The organism is Streptomyces virginiae, assembly GCF_000720455.1.
Classification (GTDB): domain Bacteria; phylum Actinomycetota; class Actinomycetes; order Streptomycetales; family Streptomycetaceae; genus Streptomyces; species Streptomyces virginiae.
The window spans coordinates 213348-237449 of record NZ_JOAK01000016.1 but is presented as its reverse complement, the minus strand read 5'-3'; the positions used below and the strand labels follow the sequence as shown (position 1 = coordinate 237449).

The window sequence follows — 24102 nt, the reverse complement described above, 5'->3', positions numbered from 1 at the left end:
GGCGCCGAGGGCCCGGCAGGTGAAGGCGTCCGCGACGGCGGACCCCCTGCCTTCCAGGAGCCGTACCAGCGGCGAGGGCCCGCCCCGACGAGGTCGGCGGGTGACGTCACCGGCCCGAGGGTCCCGGGCCTTCGACGAGGGGGGTGAGGCCGTCGAGGAGGGCTTTGAGGCCGAATTCGAAGAGGGCGTCGAGCCGGAGGTCGTAGCCGTTCTCGAAGGATCCGATCGCCTTGGCGAAGGCCGGGAAGCGGCCTGATTCCACCAGGTTCCTGAGGTCGGCGGCCCGGCCGTCCATCCACTGGTCCTCCGACTGGCCCGTCACCGCTTCGGCGTGCGCCTCCATCTCCAAGTGCACCGCCATGCCCTGGACGTGGCTGTAGAGCAGCACGTGGATGTCGAACAGCGTCGTCGGGTCGAGGCCGTGGCCGTCGAGGGCCGCCAGCATCCGGTCGCCGTGCACCATCAGGTTGGGTACGAGCAACGGGCGGGTGAGGGAGCCGACCTGGGCCAGCCACGGGTGCTTGCGGTACAGGCCCCACAGGGTCCTGGCCCCCAGCTCGACGCGGGCGCGCCACCCCTGCGGGGCGTCCGCGCGGTAGGACTCCTCCCCGAAGGCGGCGTCGGCCATGTGCAGGACCAGGTCCTCCTTGCTCGGGACGTACCGGTAGGTCGACATCGTCGCGACGCCGAGCCGGGACGCGACCGAGCGCATGGAGACCGCCGCCAGCCCTTCGGCGTCGGCGATCCCGATGGCGGTACGGACGATCCGGTCGAGGCTCAGCTCCCGCTCGGAGTCGGGGGTGGACGAGGAGGCGGGGCCCCTGCGCGTGGGCGCGGTGAGGGCGCCACCGGCGACGACCGTGCCGACCCGTGGGCGGGCTTCGACGAGCCCCTCCAGGCGCAGGGTGGTCAGGGCCTTGGTGGCGGTGGCGAGCGCGACACCCCATTGCGCGGCGATCTGCCGGGTCGAGGGAACCCGGTCCCCCGGGGCGAGTTCACCGTCCGCGATGCGCTGCCGGATCCCGGCGACGATGCGCAGATAGGGCGGGTCGCCCGCCGCGCCTGTGGCCTTGGTCACTCCGTGCCGCCTTCCTGTCCTGTACTAGGGCAGAGGGTAGCAGCGGGAACGCCGGGCCCGCCGGTTATGCCCTAGTACAGGGAGGGCAGTTGGCCTGTTGAAGCGACTGCATGTACGACGTACGTTCAGAGCGCGTACACCGTACAGCCCACTCAAGGAGCCTCTCATGCAGACCGTACTCGTCTCCGGTGGCGGAACAGCCGGCCCCGTCCTCGCCCACTGGCTGCGCCACCACGGCTTCGTCCCCACCGTCGTCGAACGCGCCCCGGGCCGTCGGGCCGGCGGCCAGGCCGTGGACATCCGCGGCGTCGCGCTCGAAGTCGTGCGGCGAATGGGCCTGTTGGAGGAGGCGAGCCGCGCCCGGACCCGGATGCGCGGCATGTCGATCCTCGACGCCGACGGCAACGAGGTGGACCGCTCCACCGAGTCGACCTTCAGCAGCGGCCGGCTCGACAGCGAGGACATCGAGCTGCTGCGCGAGGACCTGGTACGGATGGTGTACGAGCGCACCCGCACCGGCGTGGAGTACCTCTTCGGCGACAGCGTCACCGCGCTCGCCGAGGACGAGACCGGCGTACGCGTCGACTTCGCGCACGGGCCCTCCCGCACCTTCGACCTCGTGGTCGGGGCCGACGGCCTCCACTCCACCGTACGGCGCCTGGCCTTCGGCCCGGAGGAGCTCTTCTCCCACCATCTGGGCAGCTACCTCTCGGTGTTCGGCGCGGACAACTTCCTCGCCCTGGAGGACTGGCAGATGTGGCTGCGGGACGGCGACCAGGGCTTCGGCATCATGCCCGTGCGCGACAACACCGAGCTCCGGATCGCCTTCGGCTTCGAGTCCGCACCGCTCGCCCCCGGGGCCCGCGACGGCGACACCCTGCGGCAGATCGTCGTGGACAGGCTCGCGTCGGTGCGCTGGGAGGGGCGCCGACTGGCCGAAGCAGCCCGAAAGGCGCCCGACTTCTACTGCGACGCCATGGCTCAGATCCGCATGGACCAGTGGTCGCGGGGCCGTATCACCCTGCTCGGGGACGCCGGGTACTGCCCGTCCCCCCTCTCGGGGCAGGGCACCAGCCTCGCCCTCGTGGGCGCCCACGTGTTGGCCGACAGCCTCGCCCGGGCCGACGGCGACCACCGTGCCGCGTACGCCGCCTACGAGGAGCGGATGCGCCCGTTCGTCACGCTCAACCAGGCCCTGGCCACCGAGAACCCCGGCGGACCCGCCTCGGGGGAATCCGTCGAGCACGCCAAGAACGCGATCTCGCTGAGCAGTTGATGCGGGCGCGGGTACGGGACCGGTTCAGGCGTAGCGCTCGAACAGAGCTTCGATGTACCCCTCCAGCCTGCGGGTCAGGACATCGGCGGTCAGGTCGACGCGGCCCAGTTCCCGCCAGGGGACGGCGACCTTCTCCGCGTCCGGGGCGAAGCCCAGCGCGTCGAGCAGCCGCCAGTAGAGATGCGCGGTGCCGTCGGCCAGGGTGCCGCCGGCGTCGGCGTACCGATCGGCGAAGCGCATGCCGGCGGGGACCCCGTGCAGGAGGGCGAGGGCCGTCGAGCAGTGGGCCACGTCCAGGTCGGCCGGCCCCCAGGAGGTCTCCACCCAGTCGACGACACCGCTGATGCGGAGGTCACCGTCGGCGCCCGTGAAGAGGACGTTGCCGGGATGGAAGTCCCGGTGCAGGAAGCAGCCCTGATGGGCCGGGGGCTCCCGGCGGATGACGTCGACCGCCCGCCGCCAGAGGTCGGGCCGCCCGGTGGCGGCGGGCAGGGTCACCCGCTCGGGCGACGCCCACGCCTGGTAGGGCCGCGGACGTCGGGACGCGGTCACCGGCAGCCGGTGGATGGACACCAGTTGGCGGGCCAGCAGTCCGGCGCGTTCGTCGGCGTCCTGGTCGGCCAGGCGTACGGTCCCCGGCAGCAGGGACATCAGCAGGGACGGGTGATCGCAGTACTGCGCGGTCGCGTCCACGGCCGCGAGCGTAGCCGCGGGTACGTCCGTGCCACCGAGCCGGCGCAGGACGGCCGCCTCCCGGGTCAACAGACCCTCCGCGTGCCGGAGGTAGAAGGGTTTGACGAAGGACCTCAGGACGAGTGAGCGCCGCCCGCCCGGCCCGGCGAGGTCCAGTCGGCGCATCTGTGACGTCCAGCCGCCGCGCAGCCGCACGACCTGCTCGATGCGCTCCCCCTCGGCCAGCGTCCGCTCCACCCAGCAGCGCGTGGCCCCCCAACCCCGGCCGTCAGGTCCCGTACCAGCACCCTCGGTTGTCTCACCCATGGGGGCAGGCTATCCGCCCCCGCCGCCCGCGCCGTCCCGGGCGGCGGAAACCGGCCAGGTGCCGCGTTCGATGACGCAGGCCACGACCCCAGGACAGGCCCTGGCCCTCGGTTCCGTGGGGCAACCGGGCGTGCAGCGCGGGACCGCCGACGGTCACCGCGACGAACAGCAACCCGGCGGTGATCAGTGCCGGTTCGGCGAACCACAGGCCGGCCAGCCAGTCCACGATCAGCGCCACGCCCACCAGGAGCACTTTCGCCACCACCAGGCCGAAGAACACCTTCCGGTCGAGCGGAGCCCTCCCGGCGCGGGCGAGTCGGGGCCCGACGACGCGCCCGGCCACGCTGACGCAGAGCACCACCACGAGGACGCGCAGCGCGTGCTCCCAGGCGGGCATGTCCCCGCCGAGCACCCACACGGCGCCCACGGCCACGCCCGCCGCGGCGTAGGCCGCCGGCATGCGAGCGGAACCGGATCCCGTGCGCCCGTCGCGGACAGCGGCCTGGGTCTGCCCGGCACACGCTCGGGCGCTGTAGCTGGACATCTCTCGCCTTTCGTGACGCAAAGTGAATGAATGGGATGAATAACAACAAAACAACTTGCACTTCGAGTGTCATATCTTTGACCCGCCCCGTCAAGCCCTCCAGTGCCCCAGTCGTGTGGCGGCCGGGGTGACGGTGGCGAGCGTGGCCGCTACGCACCGTGGGCGCGACTTGATGACGGCGATCAAGCCTCCCCGGCCTTCGCCACGGAACCGGCCCCCTGGCCGCCGCCCTCCCTCTGGCCGAGCCGTGACAACTCGCGCAGGTCCAGGGGCAGTCTCCAGAGGTTGCGGCGTTGGGCCGCTTCGAGTTCTGCCTGGAGGGGGGACGGGGGGACCGACAGGACGGGGCAGCCGGCGTGGGCGAGGCAGTAGCGGGCCACCGAGGGGCGTAGGAGCCGGCGCAGCGGGGTGCGCGGGCCCGCGCCGACCACGAGGAGGTCCTCCGGGTCCCGTGCGGCGTCGACGAGGGCCGCGCCTGGCGTGCCCCGTACCGTGAGGCCGGCCACGGGGACGCCCGGGCCCACCACGCCGAAGGCCGTACCGAGGGCGTCGCGCAGCCGGTCTGCGGCCGCGGCGCGGCACTCCGCGAGGACGGAGGGGCCGCAGCCGTCGCGGCTCGCGAGGTCGCCGCCCGGCGGCTGCCAGGCCAGGACGGCCAGCAGCTGCACTCCGCGTACGCGGGCCTCGGCGGCCGCCCCGTGCAGGGCCATCAGGCTTCCCGGGGTTCCCGTCACACCGACCACGACTCTCGCCACAGCTTCCGTCCCTCCTGCGTATGCGCCGGTTCGGCCGGTTACATGAAAGGGCTCCGCGGAGGATCCGGGACGGGCGTTGACGGTTCCCTCACGCCGGGAGCCCCGGCCCTAGCGGCTTCCTGACGGCTTCCTGACGCCGCCCGGCTCCGGCCGTCAGCGATCCGTATGGACTCGGCCCGTCGCCGTAAGAGCTGCGTTACGGAGCGGCGCCCGGCGGGGGTGGCCGGGGATAGCTTCGTCGTCGTGCCCCGGACCGCCTCCCCGCATCCGGGGCCCCACCTGCCACTCGTGGTTCCCCTGGGAGGGCCCCATGTGTTTGTTCCAGTACGACGACGACCCCGAGCCCGAGGAACGGGTCCCGGCCGGACCCCTCTGCGTGCCCGTCCGGCCGGGTACCGCGCAGGTGGTGCTCCGGATGTTCCGCACCCCTCTGGGTGAGCGCACCGCCGTCGGATTCACCCGCCCCGATCTGCTGGCGGCGACGCTCGGCGCGGACCACCCGTGGATCCGGCTGTCGGAGTCCGCGCTCCGCGCGCTGGCCGCGCCGCTCGGCGGGTGCCCGCTGACGATCGACCCGACCTTCTCCGCTCCCGCCGTCACCCCGGTGCCGGCCCGGACGGCCGACGTCGCGGTCCGAGCCTTCTCAGGGGGGAAGTCACGATGACCGTCACCGTTCTCTCCGAGGTCGCCACCGGCGCGGAGGACCTGTCCGTCTGGCCCGCGTCCACGCAGCGGCTCCCGCACGGCGGCCTGGCCGTCGGCGGGGTGTCGCTGGCAGAGGTGGCCGACCGGTTCGAGACGCCGGCCTACGTCCTGGACGAGGGCGAGGTGCGCGGGCGCTGCCGGACCTACCAGGACGCCTTCCCCGCCGCCGATGTCCTCTACGCCGCCAAGGCGTTCCTGTCGCGGGCCATGGTGCGCTGGGTGCGCGAGGAGGGTCTGGGCCTGGACGTGTGCTCGGCCGGGGAACTGGAGCTGGCCGTCACCGCGGGCTTCCCGCCCGAACGCATCGTGCTGCACGGCAACGCCAAGTCACCCCGCGACCTGGAGACGGCGCTGCGCCTGGGCGTCGGGCGGATCGTCATCGACGGCCCGTCGGAGATCGCCCGGATCGCGGCCGCCGTCGGCCCGGAGGGCCACCAGAAGGTCATGGTGCGGGTGGTGCCGGGGGTGTCCGCCGGGGGCCACGACAAGATCCGTACGGGCACGGACGACCAGAAGTTCGGCCTGTCCCTGACCGACGGCGGCGCACAGCACGCCATATCCCGGATCCTGGGCCAGCCGCAGCTCGAACTGACCGGCCTGCACTGCCACATCGGCTCCCAGATCACCGAGGTGAAGCCGTACCTGGTGGCCCTGCGCCGCATGGTCGGGCTGATGGCCCGCATCCGCGACACGCACGGCGTCGTCCTGCCCGAACTGGACATGGGCGGCGGCCACGGCATCGCCTACCGGCCCGGCGAACCCGCCCTCGATCTGACCGCGTTGTCCCGACGGCTGCGCGCCGAACTCCACAAGGGCTGCGCCGCCGCCCGGCTGACCGTCCCCCGGCTCCTCATCGAGCCGGGACGAGCGGTCGTCGGACCCGCCGGCGTCGCCGTGTACCGCGTACTCGCCGTCAAGCACACCGGGGAGAAGGTGTTCGTCGCCGTCGACGGCGGCATGAGCGACAATCCGCGGCCGGCCCTGTACGGGGTGCGCTACGCGCCCCGCCTGATCGGCCGCGCCTGCACGGCCGGTCCCCGTACGGCCACGGTCGTCGGCCGGCACTGCGAGGCCGGCGACGTCCTGGCCGCCGATGTGGAACTGCCCGGCGACATCCATCCCGGCGATCTGCTCGCCGTACCGGTGGCCGGCGCCTACCAGCTGTCCATGGCCTCGGGCTACAACCTCGTGGGGCGCCCCGCGGTCGTCGCGGTCCACGGCGGCTCGGCCCGGCTGCTGGTCAGGCGCGAGACGCTGGACGACTTCCGCAGCCGGGACATCGGCGACTGACGCCGGGACACGGCTCAGCGGGCGGCGAGGCGCTCCAGCAGGGCGGTACTCCGCGCCAGCAACGCCCGCTCCTCATCGGTGAGTTCGGCCTCGATGACCTGGGCGAGCCAACCGGCCCTGCGGCCGCGCTCCGCTTCGAGCGCGGCCCGGCCCGCGTCCGACAGCTCGACCAGCGACTTGCGGCCGTCCGTGGGGTGGGGCCGGCGCGTGACCAGGCCCTGTTCCATGAGCAGCCCCACCGCCCGGGCCATCGACTGGGGGCGTACGCGCTGATCGGCGGCGAGGTCGCTGGTGGTCATGGGGCCGTTGCGGTCGAGCGCACCGAGTACGGCGGCCTGGCCGAGCGGGATGCGGTCCTCGTCCTTGACCCGGCGGATGAGCCTGCCCATCGCGATGCGCAGTTCGGCGGCGATGGCGGCGGCTTCCGAGGTGGGCATAGGGCACTTTACCCCGTTGGCCAGCATTGCTGTGCACCTGACCTGCACAGCAATGCTGTACAGCAGAACTGAACAGCATTGCTGTATGGTTTTGCGTTGTCGGGCCCAGCGCCAGCGTCGTCGCAGCCGGGGCCACGGCACATGACCAAACGGGGAGGAACCACCATGTCCGCAAAGGCCGCCGAATCCGCCGACACCGGTATCGAGACCGTCATCGCCCGCCGGATCATCGACAGCCGGGGCAACCCCACGGTCGAGGTCGACGTCGTCCTGGCGGACGGGTCCCTGGGGCGCGCGGCCGTCCCCTCGGGTGCCTCCACCGGCGCCCGGGAGGCCGTGGAACTGCGCGACGGGGACCCCACGCGCTGGCACGGCAAGGGCGTCGACCGCGCCGTGGCCCACGTCAACGGGGAGATCGCGGCAGCCGTGCGCGGCCGGGACGGGGCGGACCAGGCGGGCCTCGACGCCGCGCTGGTAGCGCTCGACGGCACCGCAACGAAATCCCGGCTCGGCGCAAACGCGATCCTCGGCGTCTCCCTCGCCGCCGCCAAGGCAGCCGCGGCGGCCCACCGCCGGCCCCTCTACCGGTACCTCGGCGGCGCCGACGCCCACCTCCTGCCGCTGCCGATGATGAACATCGTCAACGGCGGCGCCCACGCCGACAATCCGCTGGACTTCCAGGAGTTCATGATCGCACCCGTGGGCGCGGGCACCTTCGCCGAAGCCGTCCGCATGGGCAGCGAGGTCTTCCACACCCTGCGCCGCGACCTGCTGGCCGCCGGGCACTCCACGGGGGTCGGCGACGAGGGCGGCTTCGCACCCGCGCTGCGGACCGCCGAGGAGGCCCTCGACTTCGTGGTGGCCGCCATCGAGCGCACCGGCTACCGCCCCGGCACGGACATCGGCCTGGTCATGGACCCGGCATCGTCGGAGTTCTTCCGCGACGGGGTCTACGACTACGCGGGCGAGGGGGTGCGCCGCACCCCCTCCGAGCACGCCGACCACCTGGCCAAGCTCATCGACGCCTATCCGGTCGTCTCCATCGAGGACCCGATGGCGGAGGACGACCTGGACGGCTGGCGCGAGCTGACCGCCCGCGTCGGCGACCGCTGCCAGCTGACCGGCGACGACGTGTTCTGCACCAATGAGACGCTGCTGCGCGAGGGCATCCGTACGGGCGTCGGCAACTCGGTCCTGGTCAAGGTCAACCAGATCGGCACCCTGACCGAGGCGCTGGCCGCGGTGGCCACCGCCCACGAGGCGGGCTGGACGGCCGTCATGTCGCACCGCTCGGGCGAGACCGAGGACACGACCATCGCGGACCTGGCGGTGGCGACCGGCTGCGGCCAGATCAAGACCGGCTCGCTCTCCCGCTCCGACCGGACGGCGAAGTACAACCAGCTGATCCGGATCGAGGAGGAGCTGGGCCCCTCGGCGCGCTACGCGGGCCGCTCCGCACTGCGCCGGGCATGAAGGGCGTGCGCGGCACCACCCCTCAGGGGCGGTGGACCAGCTCGATCCCCATCGCGGCGATGACGCCCCAGACACCGAGGCCGAGCAGCCACATGGCTTCGAGGGCGGCGCCGGCGGCGATGACGGTCAGGCCTGCGGCGCCCAGCGCGTACACGGTCCGGCGGATGCCGCGGTCGGGGAGCCAGTCACGGGTCACGTGACGAGAATCCCGCCGGACCCCCGCGATGGCGAGGGTCCGGCGGGATTCCTGTCGGCGTCTTGATGCCGGTGCGCCCGGCCGGTGCGTGGGCCGGTGCGGCGGCCGAGGCGGTGCTCACCGGCCCGTCCCGCAAGAGGCCGACGACGACCACGGCCAGGATCGACCCCACGAAGAGAGCCGTCGGCACCAGGAAGGCCCTGGCCGAATCCACGACCCCGCGCAGGTTCACGGCGGTGACGAGGAGCAGTGCACCGAGGCAGATCCAGACCCGCTCGGCGTGCAGTTCCGGGAAGGCGGACGTCAGGGCGGCCACACCGGCGGTGACGGAGACGGCCACGTTCAGCACGCAGTCCAGGACCAGCGAGGCCGCGGCGAACAGACTCGTACGCCGGCCCAGGTGCCGCTTGGCGACGGCGTACGCGCCGCCGCCGTCCGGGAACGCGGCGATCACCTGCCGGTACGAGGCCACCAGTACGGCCAGGAGCGCGGCGACGGCGAGCGTGACGGGGAGGGTGAGGCCCAGCCCGTAGGCGCCGGCTGCCGCCAGCACCAGCACGATCGACTCGGGCCCGTACGCGACGGAGGCCATCGCGTCGAGCGACAGCGCGGCAAGGCCTTGGAGGGCGGTCAGCCGGTGCCGGTCCCCTGCCGGGGACGATGTCTGCGCGCCGGTACCGGGCGGCTCCTCCGTGCCGGGCTCCTGCTCCCGCCCCTGCTGCCGCCCCCGCCCGGGTACGCGTACCCCTGCCGCGGCGGCTGCTGTGCCTGCCGTGGCCGACGTGCCCGGCTTTCCCCTGTGCATGGCCATCTTCGCTGGTTCCTCCGTGGGACAAAGTGAGGTCGGCGTCGGCAGGGCACGGCCGGGACACCAGCGCCCTTGGCGGCATCCATACGGCTGCCGCCCCGGTCTTCACGCGCTCCTGACAGCGGGTGGCGTCCCGGCGTATCGGCGCCGTTAAGGGTTCGCCCGCGCCCGTATGGGGCCCGTCAAGGCGGGCCGCCGCCGTGGCGAAGAGGGGGTTATCTGGTGATCGCCGGCCGGTTGGCCGATTCATTTCCACTCTCTTCATCAGGAGCTCACGATGGCCGATCTGGCCTTCGTCGCCACCACGGTCGCGGTGTTCGCGCTGGTGGCCCTCATCGCCCGGGGGGTGACCAAGCTGTGAACGTCGAGAACGTCGTCGGCCTCCTCGTGGCCGTCTCCCTGCTCGGTTACCTCGTCCTCGCCCTCGTGTACCCGGAGAGGTTCTGAGCACTGCCATGAGCTCCGTAACCGCTGGTGTGCTCCAGCTGCTCGCGCTGATCGCCGCGCTGGCCCTGGTCCACCGTCCTCTGGGCGACCACATGGCCCGCGTCTACTCCTCCGACAGGCATTACAGGCCGGAGAAGTGGATCTACCGGGCCATCGGCGCGAACCCGTCGGCCGAGATGCGCTGGCCCGCCTACCTGCGCGCCGTCCTCGCCTTCTCCGCCGTGAGCGTCCTCTTCCTCTACCTCCTGCAGCGGGTGCAGGGCAGCCTGCCGGGCTCGCTCGGCTTCGTGTCGATCGACCCGGACCAGGCCTTCAACACCGCCGCCTCCTTCGTGGCCAACACCAACTGGCAGTCGTACTACGGCGAGCAGGCCATGGGCCACGTCGTACAGACCGGCGGCCTGGCGGTGCAGAACTTCGTCTCCGCAGCCGTGGGCATGGCGGTCGCGGTCGCCCTCGTACGGGGCTTCGCGCGCTCCCGTACCGGGGAGCTCGGCAACTTCTGGGCCGACCTGGTCCGCGGCACCGTCCGGATCCTGCTGCCCATCGCCGTGATCGGCGCGATCGTCCTGGTCGCCTGCGGCGTCATCCAGAACTTCGCCGGGATCCATGAGGTCGGGCAATTCGTGAATCAGCACGGCATGGGCGGCACGCAGCAGTGGAACGGCGGGGCGGTCGCCTCGCAGGAGGTCATCAAGGAGCTGGGCACGAACGGCGGCGGTTACTTCAACGCCAACTCCGCCCACCCCTTCGAGAACCCCACCCCGTTCTCGAACCTGTTCGAGATCTTCCTGATCCTGGTCATCCCGTTCGCCCTGACCCGCACCTTCGGCCGCATGGTCGGGAACCTGCGCCAGGGCTACGCGATCCTCGCGACGATGGGCGTCATCTGGCTCGGCTTCACCGCGCTGATGATGTGGACCGAGTTCGCCCACCCCGGCCCTGCCTTCGACGTCGCCGGCGGGGCGATGGAGGGCAAGGAGACCCGCTTCGGCATCGCCGGCTCGTCGCTCTTCGCGGTGGCCACCACCCTCACCTCGACGGGCGCGGTCAACTCCTTCCACTCCTCCTACACCGGTTTCGGCGGCGGCATCACGATGCTGGGCATGCAGCTCGGCGAGATCGCGCCCGGCGGCGTCGGATCCGGCCTCTACGGCATGCTGATCATGGCGGTCATCGCGGTGTTCATCGCCGGTCTGATGGTCGGCCGCACCCCCGAATACCTGGGCAAGAAGATCGGCACGCGCGAGATCAAGCTCGCCGCCTGCTACATCCTCGTCACCCCCGCCCTGGTGCTGTGCTTCACCGCGGCCGCCATGGCCCTGCCGACCCCGGCCGGCTCCATGACGAACACCGGCGCGCACGGCTTCTCCGAGATCCTCTACGCCTACACCTCCGGCGCCAACAACAACGGCTCGGCCTTCGCCGGCCTGAACGCCGACACCCAGTGGTTCAACAGCACCATCGGCATCGCGATGCTGCTGGGCCGCTTCCTGCCGATGGTCTTCGTCCTCGCGCTGGCCGGCTCGCTGGCCGAGCAGAAGCCCGTCCCGGAGACGGCGGGCACCCTGCGCACCGACAAGCCGCTCTACGCGGGCCTGCTCGTCGGGACGATCGTCATCATCACCGGTCTGACCTACTTCCCGGCCCTGGCGCTGGGTCCGCTCGCCGAAGGGCTCGCAGCATGAGCACCGCCACCCCTACCCGTGCTCCGCACGACGACCTGCGCACCACCGGGCACGAGCCGCCTGCCGGCCGGGTCGGCGGAGGCCTGTTCGACCCGCAGCAGCTGCTGAAGTCCTTCCCCGACGCGGTCCGCAAGCTCGATCCCCGCATCATGGTCAAGTCGCCGGTCATGTTCGTGGTCCTGATCGGCTCGGTCGTCACCACCGTCCTGGCGGTCAGGAACCCGACGGACTGGTTCGGCTGGGCCATCACCGCCTGGCTGTGGCTGACCACCGTCTTCGCCAACCTCGCCGAAGCCGTCGCCGAGGGCCGCGGCAAGGCCCAGGCCGACACCCTGCGCAAGGCCAAGACCGACACGGTGGCCCGCCGCCTGGCCGAGGACGGCAGGACCGAGGAGCAGGTCCCCGGCACCGATCTGAGGATCGGCGACCGGGTCGTCTGCGAGGCCGGGGACGTCATCCCCGGTGACGGCGACGTCGTCGAAGGCGTGGCCTCGGTCGACGAGTCGGCCATCACGGGTGAGTCCGCACCGGTCATCCGCGAGTCGGGCGGCGACCGCTGCGCGGTCACCGGCGGCACGAGGGTGCTCTCCGACCGGATCGTCGTCAAGATCACGACGAGGCCCGGCGAGACCTTCATCGACCGCATGATCGCCCTCGTCGAGGGCGCCGCCCGGCAGAAGACGCCCAACGAGACAGCCCTCAACATCCTGCTCGCCTCGCTGACGATCGTCTTCCTGCTGGCCGTGGTGACCCTGCAACCGTTCGCGATCTACGCGGGCGCCGAGCAGTCGATGATCGTGCTGACCGCCCTGCTGGTCTGTCTGATCCCCACCACCATCGGGGCCCTGCTGTCCGCGATCGGCATCGCCGGCATGGACCGCCTGGTCCAGCGCAACGTCCTCGCCATGTCCGGTCGCGCGGTCGAGGCGGCGGGTGACGTATCCACGCTGCTGCTCGACAAGACCGGCACCATCACCCTGGGCAATCGTCAGGCCTCGGAGTTCGTCCCGGTCAGGGGCACGACGGAGGCCGAACTGGCGGACGCCGCCCAGCTCTCCTCCCTCGCCGACGAGACCCCCGAGGGCCGCTCCGTCGTCGTCCTCGCGAAGGAGAAGTACGGACTGCGCGAACGCCACCAGGGCGAACTCCTCCAGGCAGAGTGGATCGCCTTCACCGCCCAGACCCGTATGTCCGGTGTCGACGTCGACGGCAGGAAGACCCGCAAGGGCGCGGCCGGCTCCGTCATCGCCTGGGTGCGTGAACGGGGCGGCCGTATCTCCGACGACGCCGACCTGCTGGCCAACCGCGTCTCCGAGGCCGGCGGCACCCCGCTGCTGGTCGCCGTCCAGGACGAGAAGGGCGCCCGCGTCCTCGGTGTCATCCACCTCAAGGACGTGGTCAAGGACGGCATGCGCGAACGGTTCGACGAACTGCGCCGCATGGGAATCAAGACCGTCATGATCACGGGCGACAACCCGCTCACCGCGAAGGCCATCGCCGAGGAGGCGGGTGTCGACGACTTCCTCGCCGAGGCCACGCCCGAGGACAAGATGGCCCTCATCAAGCGCGAGCAGGCCGGCGGCAAGCTCGTCGCGATGACCGGGGACGGGACCAACGACGCTCCGGCGCTCGCACAGGCCGACGTCGGGGTCGCGATGAACACGGGCACCTCGGCCGCCAAGGAGGCCGGGAACATGGTCGACCTGGACTCCAACCCCACCAAGCTCATCGAGATCGTCGAGATCGGCAAGCAGCTCCTCATCACCCGCGGGGCTCTGACCACCTTCTCCATCGCCAACGACGTCGCGAAGTACTTCGCGATCATCCCGGCGATGTTCGCGGTGGTCCACCCGGGCCTGGACAAGCTCAACGTCATGGGCCTGTCCTCCCCCAACTCCGCGATCCTCTCCGCCGTCATCTTCAACGCGCTGATCATCATCGCCCTGGTCCCGCTGGCCCTCAAGGGCGTCCGGTACCGCCCCACGAGCGCCGACCGGATGCTCCGCCGCAACCTCGGCCTGTACGGACTCGGCGGCCTCGTCGCCCCGTTCATCGGCATCAAACTCATCGACATGCTCATCTCCCTCATTCCCGGAATCGGTTGATCTGCGATGAACAACTCTGTAGGCAACACGGCGCGCCTGATCGGCGCGGGCCTGCGAGCCCTGCTGGTCCTCACGGTGATCTGCGGCGTGCTCTACCCGCTCGCCGTCACCGGCATCGCCCAGGCCGTCTTCAACGACGAGGCCAACGGCTCCGAGTTCAGGGACGAAAGCGGCCGGGTCGTCGGCTCATCCCTCATCGGGCAGCGCTACGACCTGCCCAAGCAGAACCCCGACGACCCCGAGGAGGCCGCCGGCCCGGACCTCAGGTGGTTCCAGCCACGCCCTTCCAACGGCCTGGGCAGCAACAGCGTCAACACCCGGTACTCCCTGATCCTGTCCGGCGCCACCAACCGCTCCGCCGACAACGGCGCCGTGAACGGCCGGTGCACCGACGACGCCGAGGAAGGCACCCTCTGCGCCCAGGTCGTCGCCGCCAAGGAGGCCGTCATCGCCGACAACTCCACGGCAGGTCACCAGGTCAGGCCCGAGGACGTCCCGGCCGACGCCGTCACCTCCTCCGGCTCCGGCCTGGACCCGAACATCTCCCCCGAGTACGCCGAGCTCCAGGTCCACCGGGTCGCCGAACGCAACGGCCTCGCCGTCGACCAGGTCGACAAGCTGGTCGCCGACCACACCCAGGGCCGCACGCTCGGCTTCATGGGCGAACCGCGCGTCAACGTCCTCGAACTCAACACCGCCCTGAAGGCCCTGTCCGAGAACTGACGCCCCGGGGGGAGGCGGGGGCGGGCAGGCGGCCGGTGGATTAGTGCAAGAGCATGTACATCATGACAGGTCAGCGGCCCTTTTCGTAGGACGGAACGCACAGTTCGTGAGGCTTGTCCGGTCCGCTCCCCAACTCCCAGAATCTCCTTCGTGCATCACCCGGAGACTGGGGGAACATGGGGATGATCAATCACGACGCCGTGCTGCGGGCCCGCGTGCTGCTGCTGGGGTCCGGCCGGCTGGGTCTGCTCGAACAGGTCGACGCGTACCGGGTCCTGGCCGAGGTGAGCCCGAAGGCGTACCTGCCGAAGCTGGTCGACGCGCTCCTCCTGATGAGTTACCGCAGCCGGGTCCCGGAGGTGGACCTGGCGCTGACCACCGAGGCGGTCGAGGCCGCCCGGAGGATCGAGGCCGGCGTGCCGACCCGGGCCGAACGACTGTGCAGGGCCCTGGACGCCCACCAGAGGGCCCTGTTCGCCCTCGGACGCCGGGTGGAGGGACGCGCCGCCTGCGAGGAAATGGCCGCGGCCGGACAGAACGGGCGGCTGGCGAGCGTCCTGGCGGAGGAAGGGCGCTTCCGCGAGGCCGCCGAACTCAACGAGAAGGCAGCCCGCAGCGGCACACCCGAGGTCTCCTTCTGGACCATGGTCGAGTGGGCGGCGAACCTGGAGGGCGCCGGCCTGCACGACGCCGCATCGGCCGTCTTCCGTGAACTCCTCGACGACACCCGGCGCAAGGCCGCCGAGCAGCGCACGGCGCTGGCCATACTCACCTGGGAGTTGGTACACCTCTCCCGCATGCGTGAGGGCGCCGGGCACGGGGCGGACGCCGCAGCCGCGCGACAGGAGGCCCTGACCGTTCTGGAGGAGCTGGCGACGAAGGGCGAGCCGAAGAGCTGGAGCTGCATCCTCGGGTGGTGGGTCACCCTGTTCGCGCTGTCGGGACGGGGCGCCGAACCGCCCGCGAGCGCCGGGTCTCCCATGCCGCCGTTCGGCACCGACCTCGACCGGTTGAGCGCCACGCGGGACGCGTTCCTCGGCACTCTGCCTGCGCTCGAAGCGGAGGCGGCGGAACTGCGCGAGGCAGGCCGAATGCCCCAACTGGTCGACGTCCAGCGCAGGATCAGCATCCGCGAAGCCGTCCGCGAGGGCACCCACCCTTACCAGTTCCGGAACCGGTTCAAAGCGCACTTCGACGAAGGCGTGGCCCTCGCCCGCCGCCTGTCCGACGACCCCGCACGCCTCGCCCGGGCCCTGACGGACCGCTCGATGTTCTTCGTCGCCGCGCGGACCTTCGAGCCCGCGTACGCCGACTTCGCCGAGGCCGTCACCCTCCTCGACGCCCGCCGGGGAGTGTCCGCAAAGTAGCTCCGGCCGCCCGGAGGACGGGCGCCCCTCCGGGCAGGCGGGACCTCGCGGACACGACTGGACCCGGTGGGGCCGGGCCGGGTCCAGGACTGCGGTCCTGGACCCGGCCCGGCGCGCGCGACGGCTTCGGTCGGCACGACGGAGCAGCGGAGCTGCCGTCTTCACAATGGGCGGGAACCGACAGAGGAGCAGGATGGATCTCAGACCCCCGGTGCCGGCGCGGAGGCTCGGACCGCACCCGTTGACCGAGGACGGGGTCGCGGCGCTGCTGGCCCGCTACGAGTTCGCAGACGCCTGCGTCCGCCGGGTCGTACTCGATCAGGAATTCGGTCCGAAGACGCGGGGACGGGTCGCGGCTTCGCCTGGGTGCTCTACGACCCCCCGCAGTTCACCCGCTTCGACGGGCTGTTGCAGGTGGACCTGTGCCCCGAACGCTTCGGCAGCCTGCGCCCGGGGAACGCACGAGAGGCCTTCGAGGGCTCCGAGCTGGTGTTCGCCGCGACCGGCGGCACCTGGAGCGCTCTTCGACCCTGGGGACCGTGACGCGTCCGGGGCGTGGACGGCCCGGGCGCGGCCGCCAGAACCGCGAGGTTCCCGCGCGGCGCGCCCCCGGCCGCGCCCCGGAGCGTTCAACGCTTGTCGGCGGCCAGCTCCGCCTTGTGCGCTATGTCCTCCAGGACCGCCTTCGGGTCGCCGCCCGGGGCGACGGCGCGGCCGATGTTGCGCTTGATCGCGTCGCTGACCGCCACCCACGACGGGTCGTTCACCGGATAGAGGCGGGCCGTCCGCAGCGCGCTGAGGAAGTCCTCGTCGGTCTGGCTGAGGCCGCCGCCAGCCGGGGTCCGCGCGGCGGAGGCGGTGGCCGGCAGCAGGTGGTAGCGGTCCACGAAGTCCGCCAGGTTCTTGTCCTGGTAGACGAACTCCAGGAACTTTCCTATCTCGGCCCGCTTGTCGTTCTGCTTGAAGGCCACCATCCAGTCGGCCACGCCCACGGTCGGCGGGCTCTCCTCACTGCCCAGCGAGTCCGAGACGGGCATGGCGACGGTCCCGACGTCGATCCCCTTCGCGGCCGCCTCGTGGGCGAGTGACGGGTAGCCGTTGAGCATGCCGACCTCGCCCCGCAGGAACGCGGCGAACGCGTCGGCGCGGTTCGTCTCGGACGGCGCAGTGGGTCCGACCAGGCCCGGCGCGACCAGGTTGTCCCTGACCCACTGCCAGGTCCGCACGTTCTCCTCGGAGTCCAGGCTGTAGCTGCCCCGCCCGTCCGCGTAGCCGCCGCCGTTGCTGAGCTCCCAGATCAGCGCCTCGGCATGCGCCTCCTCCGGGCCCAGGGGCAGGGCGTACGGGTACTTCACGCCCTTGTCCTTGAGTGCTTTGGCGGCGGCCTTGAGCTGGGACCAGGTCTTGGGCGGCGCGGCGACGCCGGCCTTGGTGAAGAGCGCCTTGTTGTAGAACAGCAGACGGCTGCTCGCCACGAAGGGCAGGCCGTAGAGGCGGTTGTCGAAGGTCCCCGCGTCGGCGAGCGGCTGGAGGAAGTTCGCCTCGGCGCCGACCGACAGGAGCTCCTCCGCGGAGTACAGCTTCCCCTGCGCGGCGAAGTCCGAGTAGGAGCCCATGAGCGCCACGTCGGGCGCCTCGCCCGCCTTGACCATGCGGGAGACCTCACGGTCGATGTCCGCCCACGGCAGCAGCCGGACCTCGACCCTGATGCCGGGGTTGGCGTCGGTGAAGGCGCCGGTCACCTTCTCCCAGTAGGCCTTGGAACTGGTGGCCGGAGTGTCGCCGTACTCGGCGGCCACCAGGCGGAGCGTTCCGCCGTCATCCGCGCCGCCGCCCGAAGCCCCGCATCCGGACAGTTGTGGCAGGAGGCCGAGTACGAGCGCGGTGGCGGCCGGCCCGAAGATCTTTCGTCGCACGAGCGTATTCCCCTGATGTCGCTTGGATGTTCCCGCGCACGGCGACGCACCCTGCCGGGGGTGCTCTGCGGCCCGGTGGCCGGAATCATCTCCTGAGGTGGAGTGATTGATTCCGCTCGCGGAGCAGGTGTGGCCGAAGATCCAGGGTCAGGACCGTCCGGTTGTGGCTTCCGACGAGCCGCCGGCCGATCCGACGCGCGTAGACCGGACGGTGACGGGGCGGACCTGTTCGGCGGGCCCGTTCGGCGGGATGGTGAAACGCTCCGCCTGCCCACGTTCGAGTGAGCCGGAAGCTCCCCGGCGGAGTCGGCGCCGAGCCGGGGCGGGCCGGGTCGAGGATGCGCGCATGCGATTCTCCTCGACCCTGCCCCGCCGCGCCCTCCTCCCCTTCGTGGCCGCCGTCGCCCTCCTCGCCACGGGCGGCACTGCCGCCGCCACCGGCGCGGACGCCTGCGGTTCGGTCATCACCGCGCCCCTGGCCCCGCCGGTCCCGGCGGACGATCCCTGCCCCAGCACCGATCCGGTCGTGTGCCGTATCCGCGTCCTGCCGATGGACGAGAAGGTGGAGGCGCAGCGGACCCGGATCCGCTACCACGACCTGCTGGAGGCGATGCACCGCACCGAGGCCGACATGCGCGAAGCCGGCGCCTCCGACGAGGAGATCGCCCGGGAGCTCGTCGACATGCGCAACCAGGCGAAGGAGATCACCCGCGCGGGCATGACGCCCGAGGAGGTCCGCGTACTGGAGGAGCGCAACACGGCCAAGTACGGCAACCCCCTCGGCCCCACCGCCGACCAGCTCTACGTGAAGTACGGCTCCTGGCAGAAGGTCACCGACGCCTCCATGCGCACCAGTTACGCGGTGGACCGGGAACTCGCCCTCGACCGGCGCTTGCCTGCCGAGAATCCGGGCAAATCGTCCTGAGTCGAGTCGGTCCGAGCCTGCCGCTCAGGGCTCGGTCACCTTGTGAAACAACCTTTAGGCCGTGTGTCGGAAGTGCTCTAGGTTGGCTGACGTGAACGCGCGGGGGCGGAGTTACCGATATGTCGGACCGGTTGAGCTGAAGGCTGCGGTGCGGCCCGGTGAGGGCGGCCGTCGGATCGGCTCGGCGACTGACTTCGGTGGCTGGATCGTGGAGCAATCGGCGGCGGAACTGACCGAACCGTTCACCTTCGTGATCGATATGGACAGTGTGCTTCGGCTGGCCCCGCGGCGAAGTGAGCACGTGGCCTGTGCCGGCGGAGACATGGTTCTGAGTGCCGGCGAGATCAGCTTCATGCGCGAGGCAGACCGGTGGACCGTGAGCGAGGTCAGCAACCAGTCCACCGGGTACTGCCCGGACGTCAACTCCTGGGCGGAGGTCGCCAAGGCTCTGGACGCTGTAGAGCTCCGGCGGCCTTCCGGCTTCACCCACGAGGTTGTATTCCGGCGGTGCCCCGACTGCCAGGAGCACAACATCGTGCGTGAGGACGACTTCATCTGCGTCTTCTGCGGCAGCGATCTGCCCGCGACGTGGAACGTGGATCCCACCGCGTGACGGTCGGGGGTCTCGCGCGGTTTCCAGTCGGCGAAACAGGAGCGGGCACGTTCCGCAATAGAAGCTGAGCTCGAAGGCGGGCTCGTCGTCGACCATGAGCAAGCGGCGCCGCGGCCCGCCGCCCAGCTCGTGCATTTCCGCGTCGAAGCGCAGCCGCGCCTCGGAGGAAGGGACACCGAGAGTGCGGGGGTCGCCCGTTTTGATCATCACGGACCGACCGTACGGGAGGCCGCGGTGCGGCTCCCCCCGTCAGCGGAAGTTGTCGCGGTGTTCGTGGAGGAAGGCGTCGAGGGTACGGGGCGGTCTGCCGAGGATGCGCGAGACGGTGTCGTTGGGGTATTCGGGTCGGGCGACGGCGAGTTGCTGGATCTCCGTCACATGGTCGGCGAGCCAGGCGGGCATGCGGGCGTGGCGGACGAGGTGGTCACGCAGCTCGTCCGGGGCGAGGTTCACGTAACGGACCGGATGGCCCGTCAATACGCTCATTCGACGGGCGAGTTCGCCATGCGAGACGGCCTCCGGCCCGGTGAGGGCGAAGGCACCGCCCTCTATGTCGGGCCGGGTGAGCACGGCGGCGGCGACATCGGCGATGTCCCGGCAGTCGATGTAGTTGCAGGGCGCCCGACCCATCGCGCCGAGCATGACGCCCTGGGCGATGCCCGGGGCCAGCCGCAGGAGGTTCTGCATGAACGCGTAGGGGCGCAGGACGGTGTGGCTCAGCCCGCGTGCGCGCAGGCGCTCCTCCACGGCGTGGTGCCCGCGGGAGACGGCGACCGGCGAGGCCGGTTCGGCGGCGGGTGCGGAGATCTTGACGACGTGCTCGACACCGGCGTGGGCGGCCATGTCGACGGCCCGGGTTTCGAGTTCGACCTGTGCGGGGCCGTTGGCCATGGTGAGGAAGAGCCGGCTCGCGCCCTCGAAGGCGGCGAGCAGCGAGTCGGGGTCGGCCGCGTCGGCGTACCGGACCTCCGGGCGGGCGCGGTGTGCGGCGCCGATGCCGGGTATCGGCTCGTGCGGGGTACGGGTCAGTGCGCGCACGGGTGCGCCGAGCGCGAGGAGGCTGTGGAGCAGGGCGTTGCCCGTCGCTCCGGTGGCTCCCATGACGACGATCATCGGTGTCCTCGATTCCTGGTGGTTGCGCGGCGGCATCGCCGCCCGGGGGTCGGCTACGTCGAGGGGGGCTTGTCGGCCTGATCGACAGGACCTCCGCTACGGCCGCTGCGTAGCGACCGTGCTTCGCCAGCGCAGGGTGACGACGGTCGTGGCGAGTGCCGCGGAGAGGGGCAGGTCGATGCGCAGGCGCTCCGGCCGGACGACGGCCGGAAGGAGGGTGTGGGCCGGCAGCCACTGGGCGGCGAACCAACCCAGCAGCGCCGCGGCGCCGGTCGCGGCGAGGACCAGTACGGCGGTCACGGCGGCCTTCGGCAGGACGATGGTCCACCGTCGGGGCCGTCCGCCGTGCCGCAGCCAGGCGCCTACGACGAGGGCCACGACGGCGGAGGTGCCGGCGATGGAGGTGAGGGCGGCCACGGCCAGGTCCCGCTGCCCGGTGGCGACACCGGCGGCGCCGGCCGTCAGCGCCGGGGCGGCGTAGGCGGTGAGCACCTCGCGCCACAGCACGAAGGGCCGGGGCGCCGGTCGGCCCCGGCCGGTGCCGGCTCTGGTGCTGTCCTTCATTGCGGGCACGACGGCCCCTTTCCCGGTCGGGGGAGGTGAGTCCCGGCAAGATAATTAGGAAGCTAACTACTTGGTGAAGAAAAAGGCCCTGCCCACAGGGGCGGGGCCGGAAGGGGCGGGGCCGGAAGGGGCGGGGCCGGAAGGGCCGGGCGCCGGGTCAGTCGGCGGCCAGGGCCGCGCTGCCGCGCACCACACGGGCGAGCAGGTCCAGGAACACGGCGCGCTCCTCGACGGAGAGCCCGCCCACCATCGACTCCAGCCGCCCGAAATGCTCGGGCGCCATGTCGCGCAGACGCTGCGCACCACGCGCCGTCAGGATGGCGACGCTCCCGCGGCCGTCCTCCGCGGACGGGCGCCGGGCGATCAGACCTTCACGTTCCAGGCCGTCCAGCAGGCCGGTGACCGTGGCCCTGGAGACCTCGAGGTCGGCGGCGAGGCGTGAGGGGGACTTCTCGCCGCCGTGGTCCTCGAGGTCGGCGAGCAGGCGGTAGCGGCCCGTCGACAGGCCGAACCGGGCGAAGTGCGCCTCGGCCGCCCGGCCGACCCTCGCACCCGCCGAGATCAGCCGCACCGCGACCAGCACCGCCTGCGGGTCGGCGTCCAGGCCGTAGTGCTCGACCTGGCGCCTGGCCTGCTCCAGTGTGGGCGTCTCGTCGCCCGCCCCGTCCTTCGTCATGCATTTAATATGGCACCTAACTACCTTGTTGTCCAGGGCGGCCGGGCCGGCCGGGCCGGCCGGGCGTCGGCACCGGTCCTCGACACCGGTTCCGTTGTACGGCGGTCGAGTGGAACCGCCGTCTCCGGCCGGGCGAGTCCGGCGAGCCGCCGGGGTCCCGCCGCAGCGGCGGCCGGAAGCTGTGGCCCGTCACGAGCGGTGACCGAAGGCAGCGCGAGCAGCGGCAGAGGGGTCGGCATGTCGACATTCACCTGGGGTGTGCGCAGGACCCGCGGACGCGACGCGGGAGGCGGCCGCCGGCGCCGCGCCGACCGGATCGGGGCGGCCGTGGTGCTGGGCCTGGCGCTCGCCGTGGCCCTGCCCGGTACCGCGCTGGCCGCCCCGGGGGACCTGGATCCCACGTTCGGCGGCGGCGACGGGCTGGTGACCACCGACCTCGGCTCCGCCGAAGCCGCCGCCGACACGGTGGTGCAGCCCGACGGAAAGACCGTCGCCGTCGGCGGTGACGTGTCGGACTTCGTCGGCAATTTCGCGGCGGTCCGCTACAACGCCGACGGCAGCCTGGACACCACCTTCGGCACCGGCGGAAAGGTGTCCACCGACATCGCCGGCGGCTCCGACACCGCCAACGGCGTGGCCCTGCAGGCCGACGGCAAGATCGTCGTCGTGGGAGTCAGCGAGAACCTCGAAGGCGGCATCGCCTGGTTCACGGTGGTCCGCTACAACCCGGACGGCAGCCTGGACACGACCTTCGACGGCGACGGCAAGGCGGTCACCGACTTCGGCGGCGGGGGCGCCGACCAGGGCTCCGACGTGGCCGTGCAGGCCGACGGCAAGATCGTCGCCGCGGGCGGTGTCGGCGGCGTGTTCGCGCTGGCCCGGTACAACGCCGTGGACGGCAGCCTGGACACCACCTTCGACGGCGACGGCAAGCTGTTCACCGACTTCGGGGGCCTCCAGGAGGGCAGCACGGCGTACGGACTGGCGCTCCAGCCCGACGGCAGGATCATCGCCGCCGGCGACACCACCGAGGGCCTCGTACGGGACTTCGCGCTGGCCCGGTACAACTCCGACGGCAGTCCGGACACGAGCTTCAGCGGCGACGGCAGGGTGACGACCGATTTCGGGGCCATGGACACCGCCCAGGACGTGGTGGTGCAGTCGGACGGCCGGATCGTGGCCGTCGGCGGCTCCAGCCCGGGGGTGTTCTCGCTGGCCCGCTACAACGCCAACGGCACCCCCGACACGACCTTCGACGGCGACGGCAGGGTGACGACCAACCTCGGCGGCCCGCAGGGCGGCAGCTCGGCGTACGACGTCGTCCAGCAGTCCGACGGCAAGCTCGTCGCCGCCGGCGGCGGCAACGGCGACTTCGCCCTGGCCCGCTACCTGACCAACGGCAGCCTGGACACGGGCTTCGGCGGTGGCGACGGCGCGGTCGCCACGAACCTGGGAGGCGCCGACCTGGCCCACTCCGTGGCGCTGCTGCCCGACGGCAGGATCCTCGCCGCGGGCGGCGGCGGGGCGGGCGAGGACTTCGCGCTGGCCCGGTACGAGGGCGGCGGCACCACCACGCCACCGCCCACCGCCGACCTGGCCGTCACCGTGTCCGGTGCCGCCACGGTCAGCATCGGCGACCAGGCGACCTACACCGTGACGGTGCGCAACAACAGCACCACCACCCCCGCGACGGCCGTCACGCTGTCCGACACCCTCTCCGGGGCCGGAGGCACCCTCCTGTCGGCCACGCCCGGCCAGGGCACCTGCACGCGCACCGCCACCAGCGCGAGCTGCGCCCTGGGCACCCTCGCCGCCGGCGCCTCCGCCACGGTGACCCTGGTGGCCGAGCCCCGCAGCACCGGCACCCTCTCCGACACGGCCACCGCGGACGCGGCGGAGACCGACCCGGTGCCCGGCAACGACGGGGCCACGGCGAACACCACCGTCAACAACGCCCGCGGCTGCACGATCATCGGCACCAGCGGCGCCGACACCCTGACCGGCGGCTACTTCACCGACGTGATCTGCGGACTCGGCGGCAACGACACGATCCGCCCCGGCTACGGCAACGACACCGTGCACGGCGGTGCGGGCAACGACAACATCGACGGCGGCTACGGCGACGACACGCTCAACGGCGGCACCGGGAACGACACCCTGCTCGGCTACTACGGCAACGACCGCCTCAACACGGTCGACGCCGTCTCCGGCAACGACACCGCGAACGGCGGCCTCGGCAGCGACACCTGCACGACCGACCCGGGTGACGCCCGACGATTTGCCCGGATTCTCGGCAGGCAAGCGCCGGGGGTAAACCTGCATATAGCGGACGGCGTATCGATCCAGACGACCTTGTGAAACAACCTTTAGGTCGTGTCCGCAAAGTCCCGCCTGCGCGGCGGGG

General features: G+C 71.8%; 23 protein-coding genes and 1 pseudogene. 13 read left to right on the top strand and 11 right to left on the bottom strand.

Going from position 1 to position 24102, the window contains the following annotated elements; translation table 11 throughout:
- Positions 1–106 precede the first annotated feature (106 nt).
- On the bottom strand, positions 107–1078 hold the full coding sequence (locus IG86_RS0123355; RefSeq protein ID WP_030821873.1) for a TetR/AcrR family transcriptional regulator C-terminal domain-containing protein: 972 nt from the start codon (positions 1076–1078) through the stop codon (positions 107–109).
- A 166-nt stretch (positions 1079–1244) separates the two neighbouring features.
- On the opposite strand from IG86_RS0123355, the gene IG86_RS0123350 reads away from it, so the two are divergent.
- Positions 1245–2354, top strand: a complete 1110-nt coding sequence (locus IG86_RS0123350) for an FAD-dependent monooxygenase (RefSeq protein WP_030899274.1) — start codon at positions 1245–1247, stop codon at positions 2352–2354.
- Positions 2355–2378: 24 nt separating this feature from the next.
- On the opposite strand, the gene IG86_RS0123345 is transcribed toward IG86_RS0123350, so the two are convergent.
- The 3 genes from IG86_RS0123345 to IG86_RS0123335 all read right to left on the bottom strand — a co-directional run bounded on the left by IG86_RS0123345 (position 2379) and on the right by IG86_RS0123335 (position 4652).
- A complete protein-coding gene (locus tag IG86_RS0123345; protein WP_030899271.1) occupies positions 2379–3353 on the bottom strand; it encodes a phosphotransferase family protein in 975 nt (324 codons plus the stop codon).
- Positions 3346–3813, bottom strand: coding sequence for a hypothetical protein (locus tag IG86_RS39000; protein ID WP_037942888.1), 468 nt, complete (start codon positions 3811–3813; stop codon positions 3346–3348). The genes IG86_RS0123345 and IG86_RS39000 overlap by 8 nt, the downstream gene beginning before the upstream one ends.
- 266 nt (positions 3814–4079) lie before the next feature.
- A complete protein-coding gene (locus IG86_RS0123335; protein ID WP_063761560.1) occupies positions 4080–4652 on the bottom strand; it encodes a universal stress protein in 573 nt (190 codons plus the stop codon).
- 310 nt (positions 4653–4962) lie between these two features.
- Here IG86_RS0123335 and IG86_RS0123330 point away from each other — a divergent pair, with 310 nt between their 5' ends.
- Both IG86_RS0123330 and lysA read left to right on the top strand, forming a co-directional pair.
- Entirely contained in the window at positions 4963–5316 is a 354-nt protein-coding gene (locus IG86_RS0123330; RefSeq protein WP_030821859.1) for an SAV_915 family protein, read from the top strand.
- Complete coding sequence (gene lysA, locus IG86_RS0123325; RefSeq protein WP_030821856.1) at positions 5313–6647, top strand: diaminopimelate decarboxylase; 1335 nt, start codon at positions 5313–5315, stop codon at positions 6645–6647. Before IG86_RS0123330 ends, lysA begins: the two co-directional genes overlap by 4 nt.
- A 14-nt stretch (positions 6648–6661) precedes the next feature.
- On the opposite strand, the gene IG86_RS0123320 is transcribed toward lysA, so the two are convergent.
- Positions 6662–7084, bottom strand: a complete 423-nt coding sequence (locus IG86_RS0123320; RefSeq protein WP_030821853.1) for a MarR family winged helix-turn-helix transcriptional regulator — start codon at positions 7082–7084, stop codon at positions 6662–6664.
- 165 nt (positions 7085–7249) lie between these two features.
- On the opposite strand from IG86_RS0123320, the gene eno reads away from it, so the two are divergent.
- Positions 7250–8557: a phosphopyruvate hydratase gene (eno, locus tag IG86_RS0123315; protein WP_030899265.1), complete on the top strand. Its 1308-nt coding sequence runs from the start codon at positions 7250–7252 to the stop codon at positions 8555–8557.
- Positions 8558–8579: 22 nt separating this feature from the next.
- Here the strand turns inward: eno and IG86_RS43060 are convergent, their stop codons facing one another.
- Positions 8580–8753, bottom strand: a complete 174-nt coding sequence (locus tag IG86_RS43060) for a hypothetical protein (protein WP_157854870.1) — start codon at positions 8751–8753, stop codon at positions 8580–8582.
- A gap of 85 nt (positions 8754–8838) precedes the next feature.
- Positions 8839–9564: pseudogene (locus tag IG86_RS38995) on the bottom strand (APC family permease); the annotation flags it as partial.
- Between the two features lie 354 nt (positions 9565–9918).
- Between IG86_RS38995 and kdpF the strand changes: the two are divergent.
- The 6 genes from kdpF to IG86_RS43055 all read left to right on the top strand — a co-directional run bounded on the left by kdpF (position 9919) and on the right by IG86_RS43055 (position 16434).
- A complete protein-coding gene (gene kdpF / locus IG86_RS40585; protein ID WP_037695290.1) occupies positions 9919–10008 on the top strand; it encodes a K(+)-transporting ATPase subunit F in 90 nt (29 codons plus the stop codon).
- Between the two features lie 8 nt (positions 10009–10016).
- Positions 10017–11696 carry a potassium-transporting ATPase subunit KdpA gene (gene kdpA, locus IG86_RS0123290; RefSeq protein WP_030821843.1) on the top strand — a complete coding sequence of 560 codons (1680 nt, stop codon included), beginning with the start codon at positions 10017–10019 and terminating at the stop codon, positions 11694–11696.
- Positions 11693–13801, top strand: a complete 2109-nt coding sequence (gene kdpB, locus IG86_RS0123285; protein WP_030821840.1) for a potassium-transporting ATPase subunit KdpB — start codon at positions 11693–11695, stop codon at positions 13799–13801. The genes kdpA and kdpB overlap by 4 nt, the downstream gene beginning before the upstream one ends.
- Positions 13802–13807: 6 nt before the next feature.
- Positions 13808–14524, top strand: coding sequence for a potassium-transporting ATPase subunit C (locus IG86_RS0123280; protein ID WP_030899261.1), 717 nt, complete (start codon positions 13808–13810; stop codon positions 14522–14524).
- 176 nt (positions 14525–14700) lie between these two features.
- Positions 14701–15891, top strand: coding sequence for a hypothetical protein (locus IG86_RS0123275; protein WP_030899260.1), 1191 nt, complete (start codon positions 14701–14703; stop codon positions 15889–15891).
- Between the two features lie 366 nt (positions 15892–16257).
- On the top strand, positions 16258–16434 hold the full coding sequence (locus tag IG86_RS43055; RefSeq protein WP_157854869.1) for a hypothetical protein: 177 nt from the start codon (positions 16258–16260) through the stop codon (positions 16432–16434).
- Between the two features lie 86 nt (positions 16435–16520).
- Here the strand turns inward: IG86_RS43055 and IG86_RS0123265 are convergent, their stop codons facing one another.
- Positions 16521–17807: an extracellular solute-binding protein gene (locus tag IG86_RS0123265; protein WP_051785346.1), complete on the bottom strand. Its 1287-nt coding sequence runs from the start codon at positions 17805–17807 to the stop codon at positions 16521–16523.
- 346 nt (positions 17808–18153) lie between these two features.
- Between IG86_RS0123265 and IG86_RS0123260 the strand changes: the two genes are divergently transcribed.
- Both IG86_RS0123260 and IG86_RS0123255 read left to right on the top strand, forming a co-directional pair.
- The gene (locus IG86_RS0123260) at positions 18154–18732 is read left to right on the top strand and encodes a hypothetical protein (RefSeq protein ID WP_030899256.1); all 579 of its coding nucleotides are present in this window, start codon (positions 18154–18156) and stop codon (positions 18730–18732) included.
- Between the two features lie 91 nt (positions 18733–18823).
- A complete protein-coding gene (locus tag IG86_RS0123255) occupies positions 18824–19345 on the top strand; it encodes a hypothetical protein (RefSeq protein ID WP_107056272.1) in 522 nt (173 codons plus the stop codon).
- Positions 19346–19594: 249 nt separating this feature from the next.
- Here IG86_RS0123255 and IG86_RS0123250 read toward each other — a convergent pair whose 3' ends face one another.
- From IG86_RS0123250 to IG86_RS0123240, 3 genes are all read right to left on the bottom strand, one after another.
- The gene (locus IG86_RS0123250; RefSeq protein ID WP_338116754.1) at positions 19595–20446 is read right to left on the bottom strand and encodes an NmrA family NAD(P)-binding protein; all 852 of its coding nucleotides are present in this window, start codon (positions 20444–20446) and stop codon (positions 19595–19597) included.
- A 108-nt stretch (positions 20447–20554) separates the two neighbouring features.
- A complete protein-coding gene (locus tag IG86_RS0123245; RefSeq protein WP_030821819.1) occupies positions 20555–21022 on the bottom strand; it encodes a hypothetical protein in 468 nt (155 codons plus the stop codon).
- Positions 21023–21179: 157 nt separating this feature from the next.
- Positions 21180–21698, bottom strand: a complete 519-nt coding sequence (locus IG86_RS0123240; protein WP_030899252.1) for a MarR family winged helix-turn-helix transcriptional regulator — start codon at positions 21696–21698, stop codon at positions 21180–21182.
- Positions 21699–21935: 237 nt separating this feature from the next.
- Between IG86_RS0123240 and IG86_RS0123235 the strand changes: the two genes are divergently transcribed.
- On the top strand, positions 21936–24056 hold the full coding sequence (locus IG86_RS0123235; protein ID WP_063761559.1) for a DUF11 domain-containing protein: 2121 nt from the start codon (positions 21936–21938) through the stop codon (positions 24054–24056).
- Positions 24057–24102 lie beyond the last annotated feature (46 nt).

Coding starts and splice junctions, on each gene's coding strand:
- IG86_RS0123330 (WP_030821859.1), top strand. CDS start 4,963: ATGTGTTTGTTCCAGTACGACGACGACCCCGAGCCCGAGGAACGGGTC.
- IG86_RS0123320 (WP_030821853.1), bottom strand. CDS start 7,084: ATGCCCACCTCGGAAGCCGCCGCCATCGCCGCCGAACTGCGCATCGCG.
- eno (WP_030899265.1), top strand. CDS start 7,250: ATGTCCGCAAAGGCCGCCGAATCCGCCGACACCGGTATCGAGACCGTC.
- lysA (WP_030821856.1), top strand. CDS start 5,313: ATGACCGTCACCGTTCTCTCCGAGGTCGCCACCGGCGCGGAGGACCTG.
- kdpB (WP_030821840.1), top strand. CDS start 11,693: ATGAGCACCGCCACCCCTACCCGTGCTCCGCACGACGACCTGCGCACC.
- kdpA (WP_030821843.1), top strand. CDS start 10,017: ATGAGCTCCGTAACCGCTGGTGTGCTCCAGCTGCTCGCGCTGATCGCC.
- IG86_RS0123260 (WP_030899256.1), top strand. CDS start 18,154: ATGCGATTCTCCTCGACCCTGCCCCGCCGCGCCCTCCTCCCCTTCGTG.
- IG86_RS0123345 (WP_030899271.1), bottom strand. CDS start 3,353: ATGGGTGAGACAACCGAGGGTGCTGGTACGGGACCTGACGGCCGGGGT.
- IG86_RS0123350 (WP_030899274.1), top strand. CDS start 1,245: ATGCAGACCGTACTCGTCTCCGGTGGCGGAACAGCCGGCCCCGTCCTC.
- IG86_RS0123275 (WP_030899260.1), top strand. CDS start 14,701: ATGGGGATGATCAATCACGACGCCGTGCTGCGGGCCCGCGTGCTGCTG.
- IG86_RS0123235 (WP_063761559.1), top strand. CDS start 21,936: ATGTCGACATTCACCTGGGGTGTGCGCAGGACCCGCGGACGCGACGCG.
- IG86_RS0123245 (WP_030821819.1), bottom strand. CDS start 21,022: ATGAAGGACAGCACCAGAGCCGGCACCGGCCGGGGCCGACCGGCGCCC.
- IG86_RS0123250 (WP_338116754.1), bottom strand. CDS start 20,446: ATGGGAGCCACCGGAGCGACGGGCAACGCCCTGCTCCACAGCCTCCTC.
- IG86_RS0123240 (WP_030899252.1), bottom strand. CDS start 21,698: ATGACGAAGGACGGGGCGGGCGACGAGACGCCCACACTGGAGCAGGCC.
- IG86_RS39000 (WP_037942888.1), bottom strand. CDS start 3,813: ATGCCGGCGGCCTACGCCGCGGCGGGCGTGGCCGTGGGCGCCGTGTGG.
- IG86_RS0123280 (WP_030899261.1), top strand. CDS start 13,808: ATGAACAACTCTGTAGGCAACACGGCGCGCCTGATCGGCGCGGGCCTG.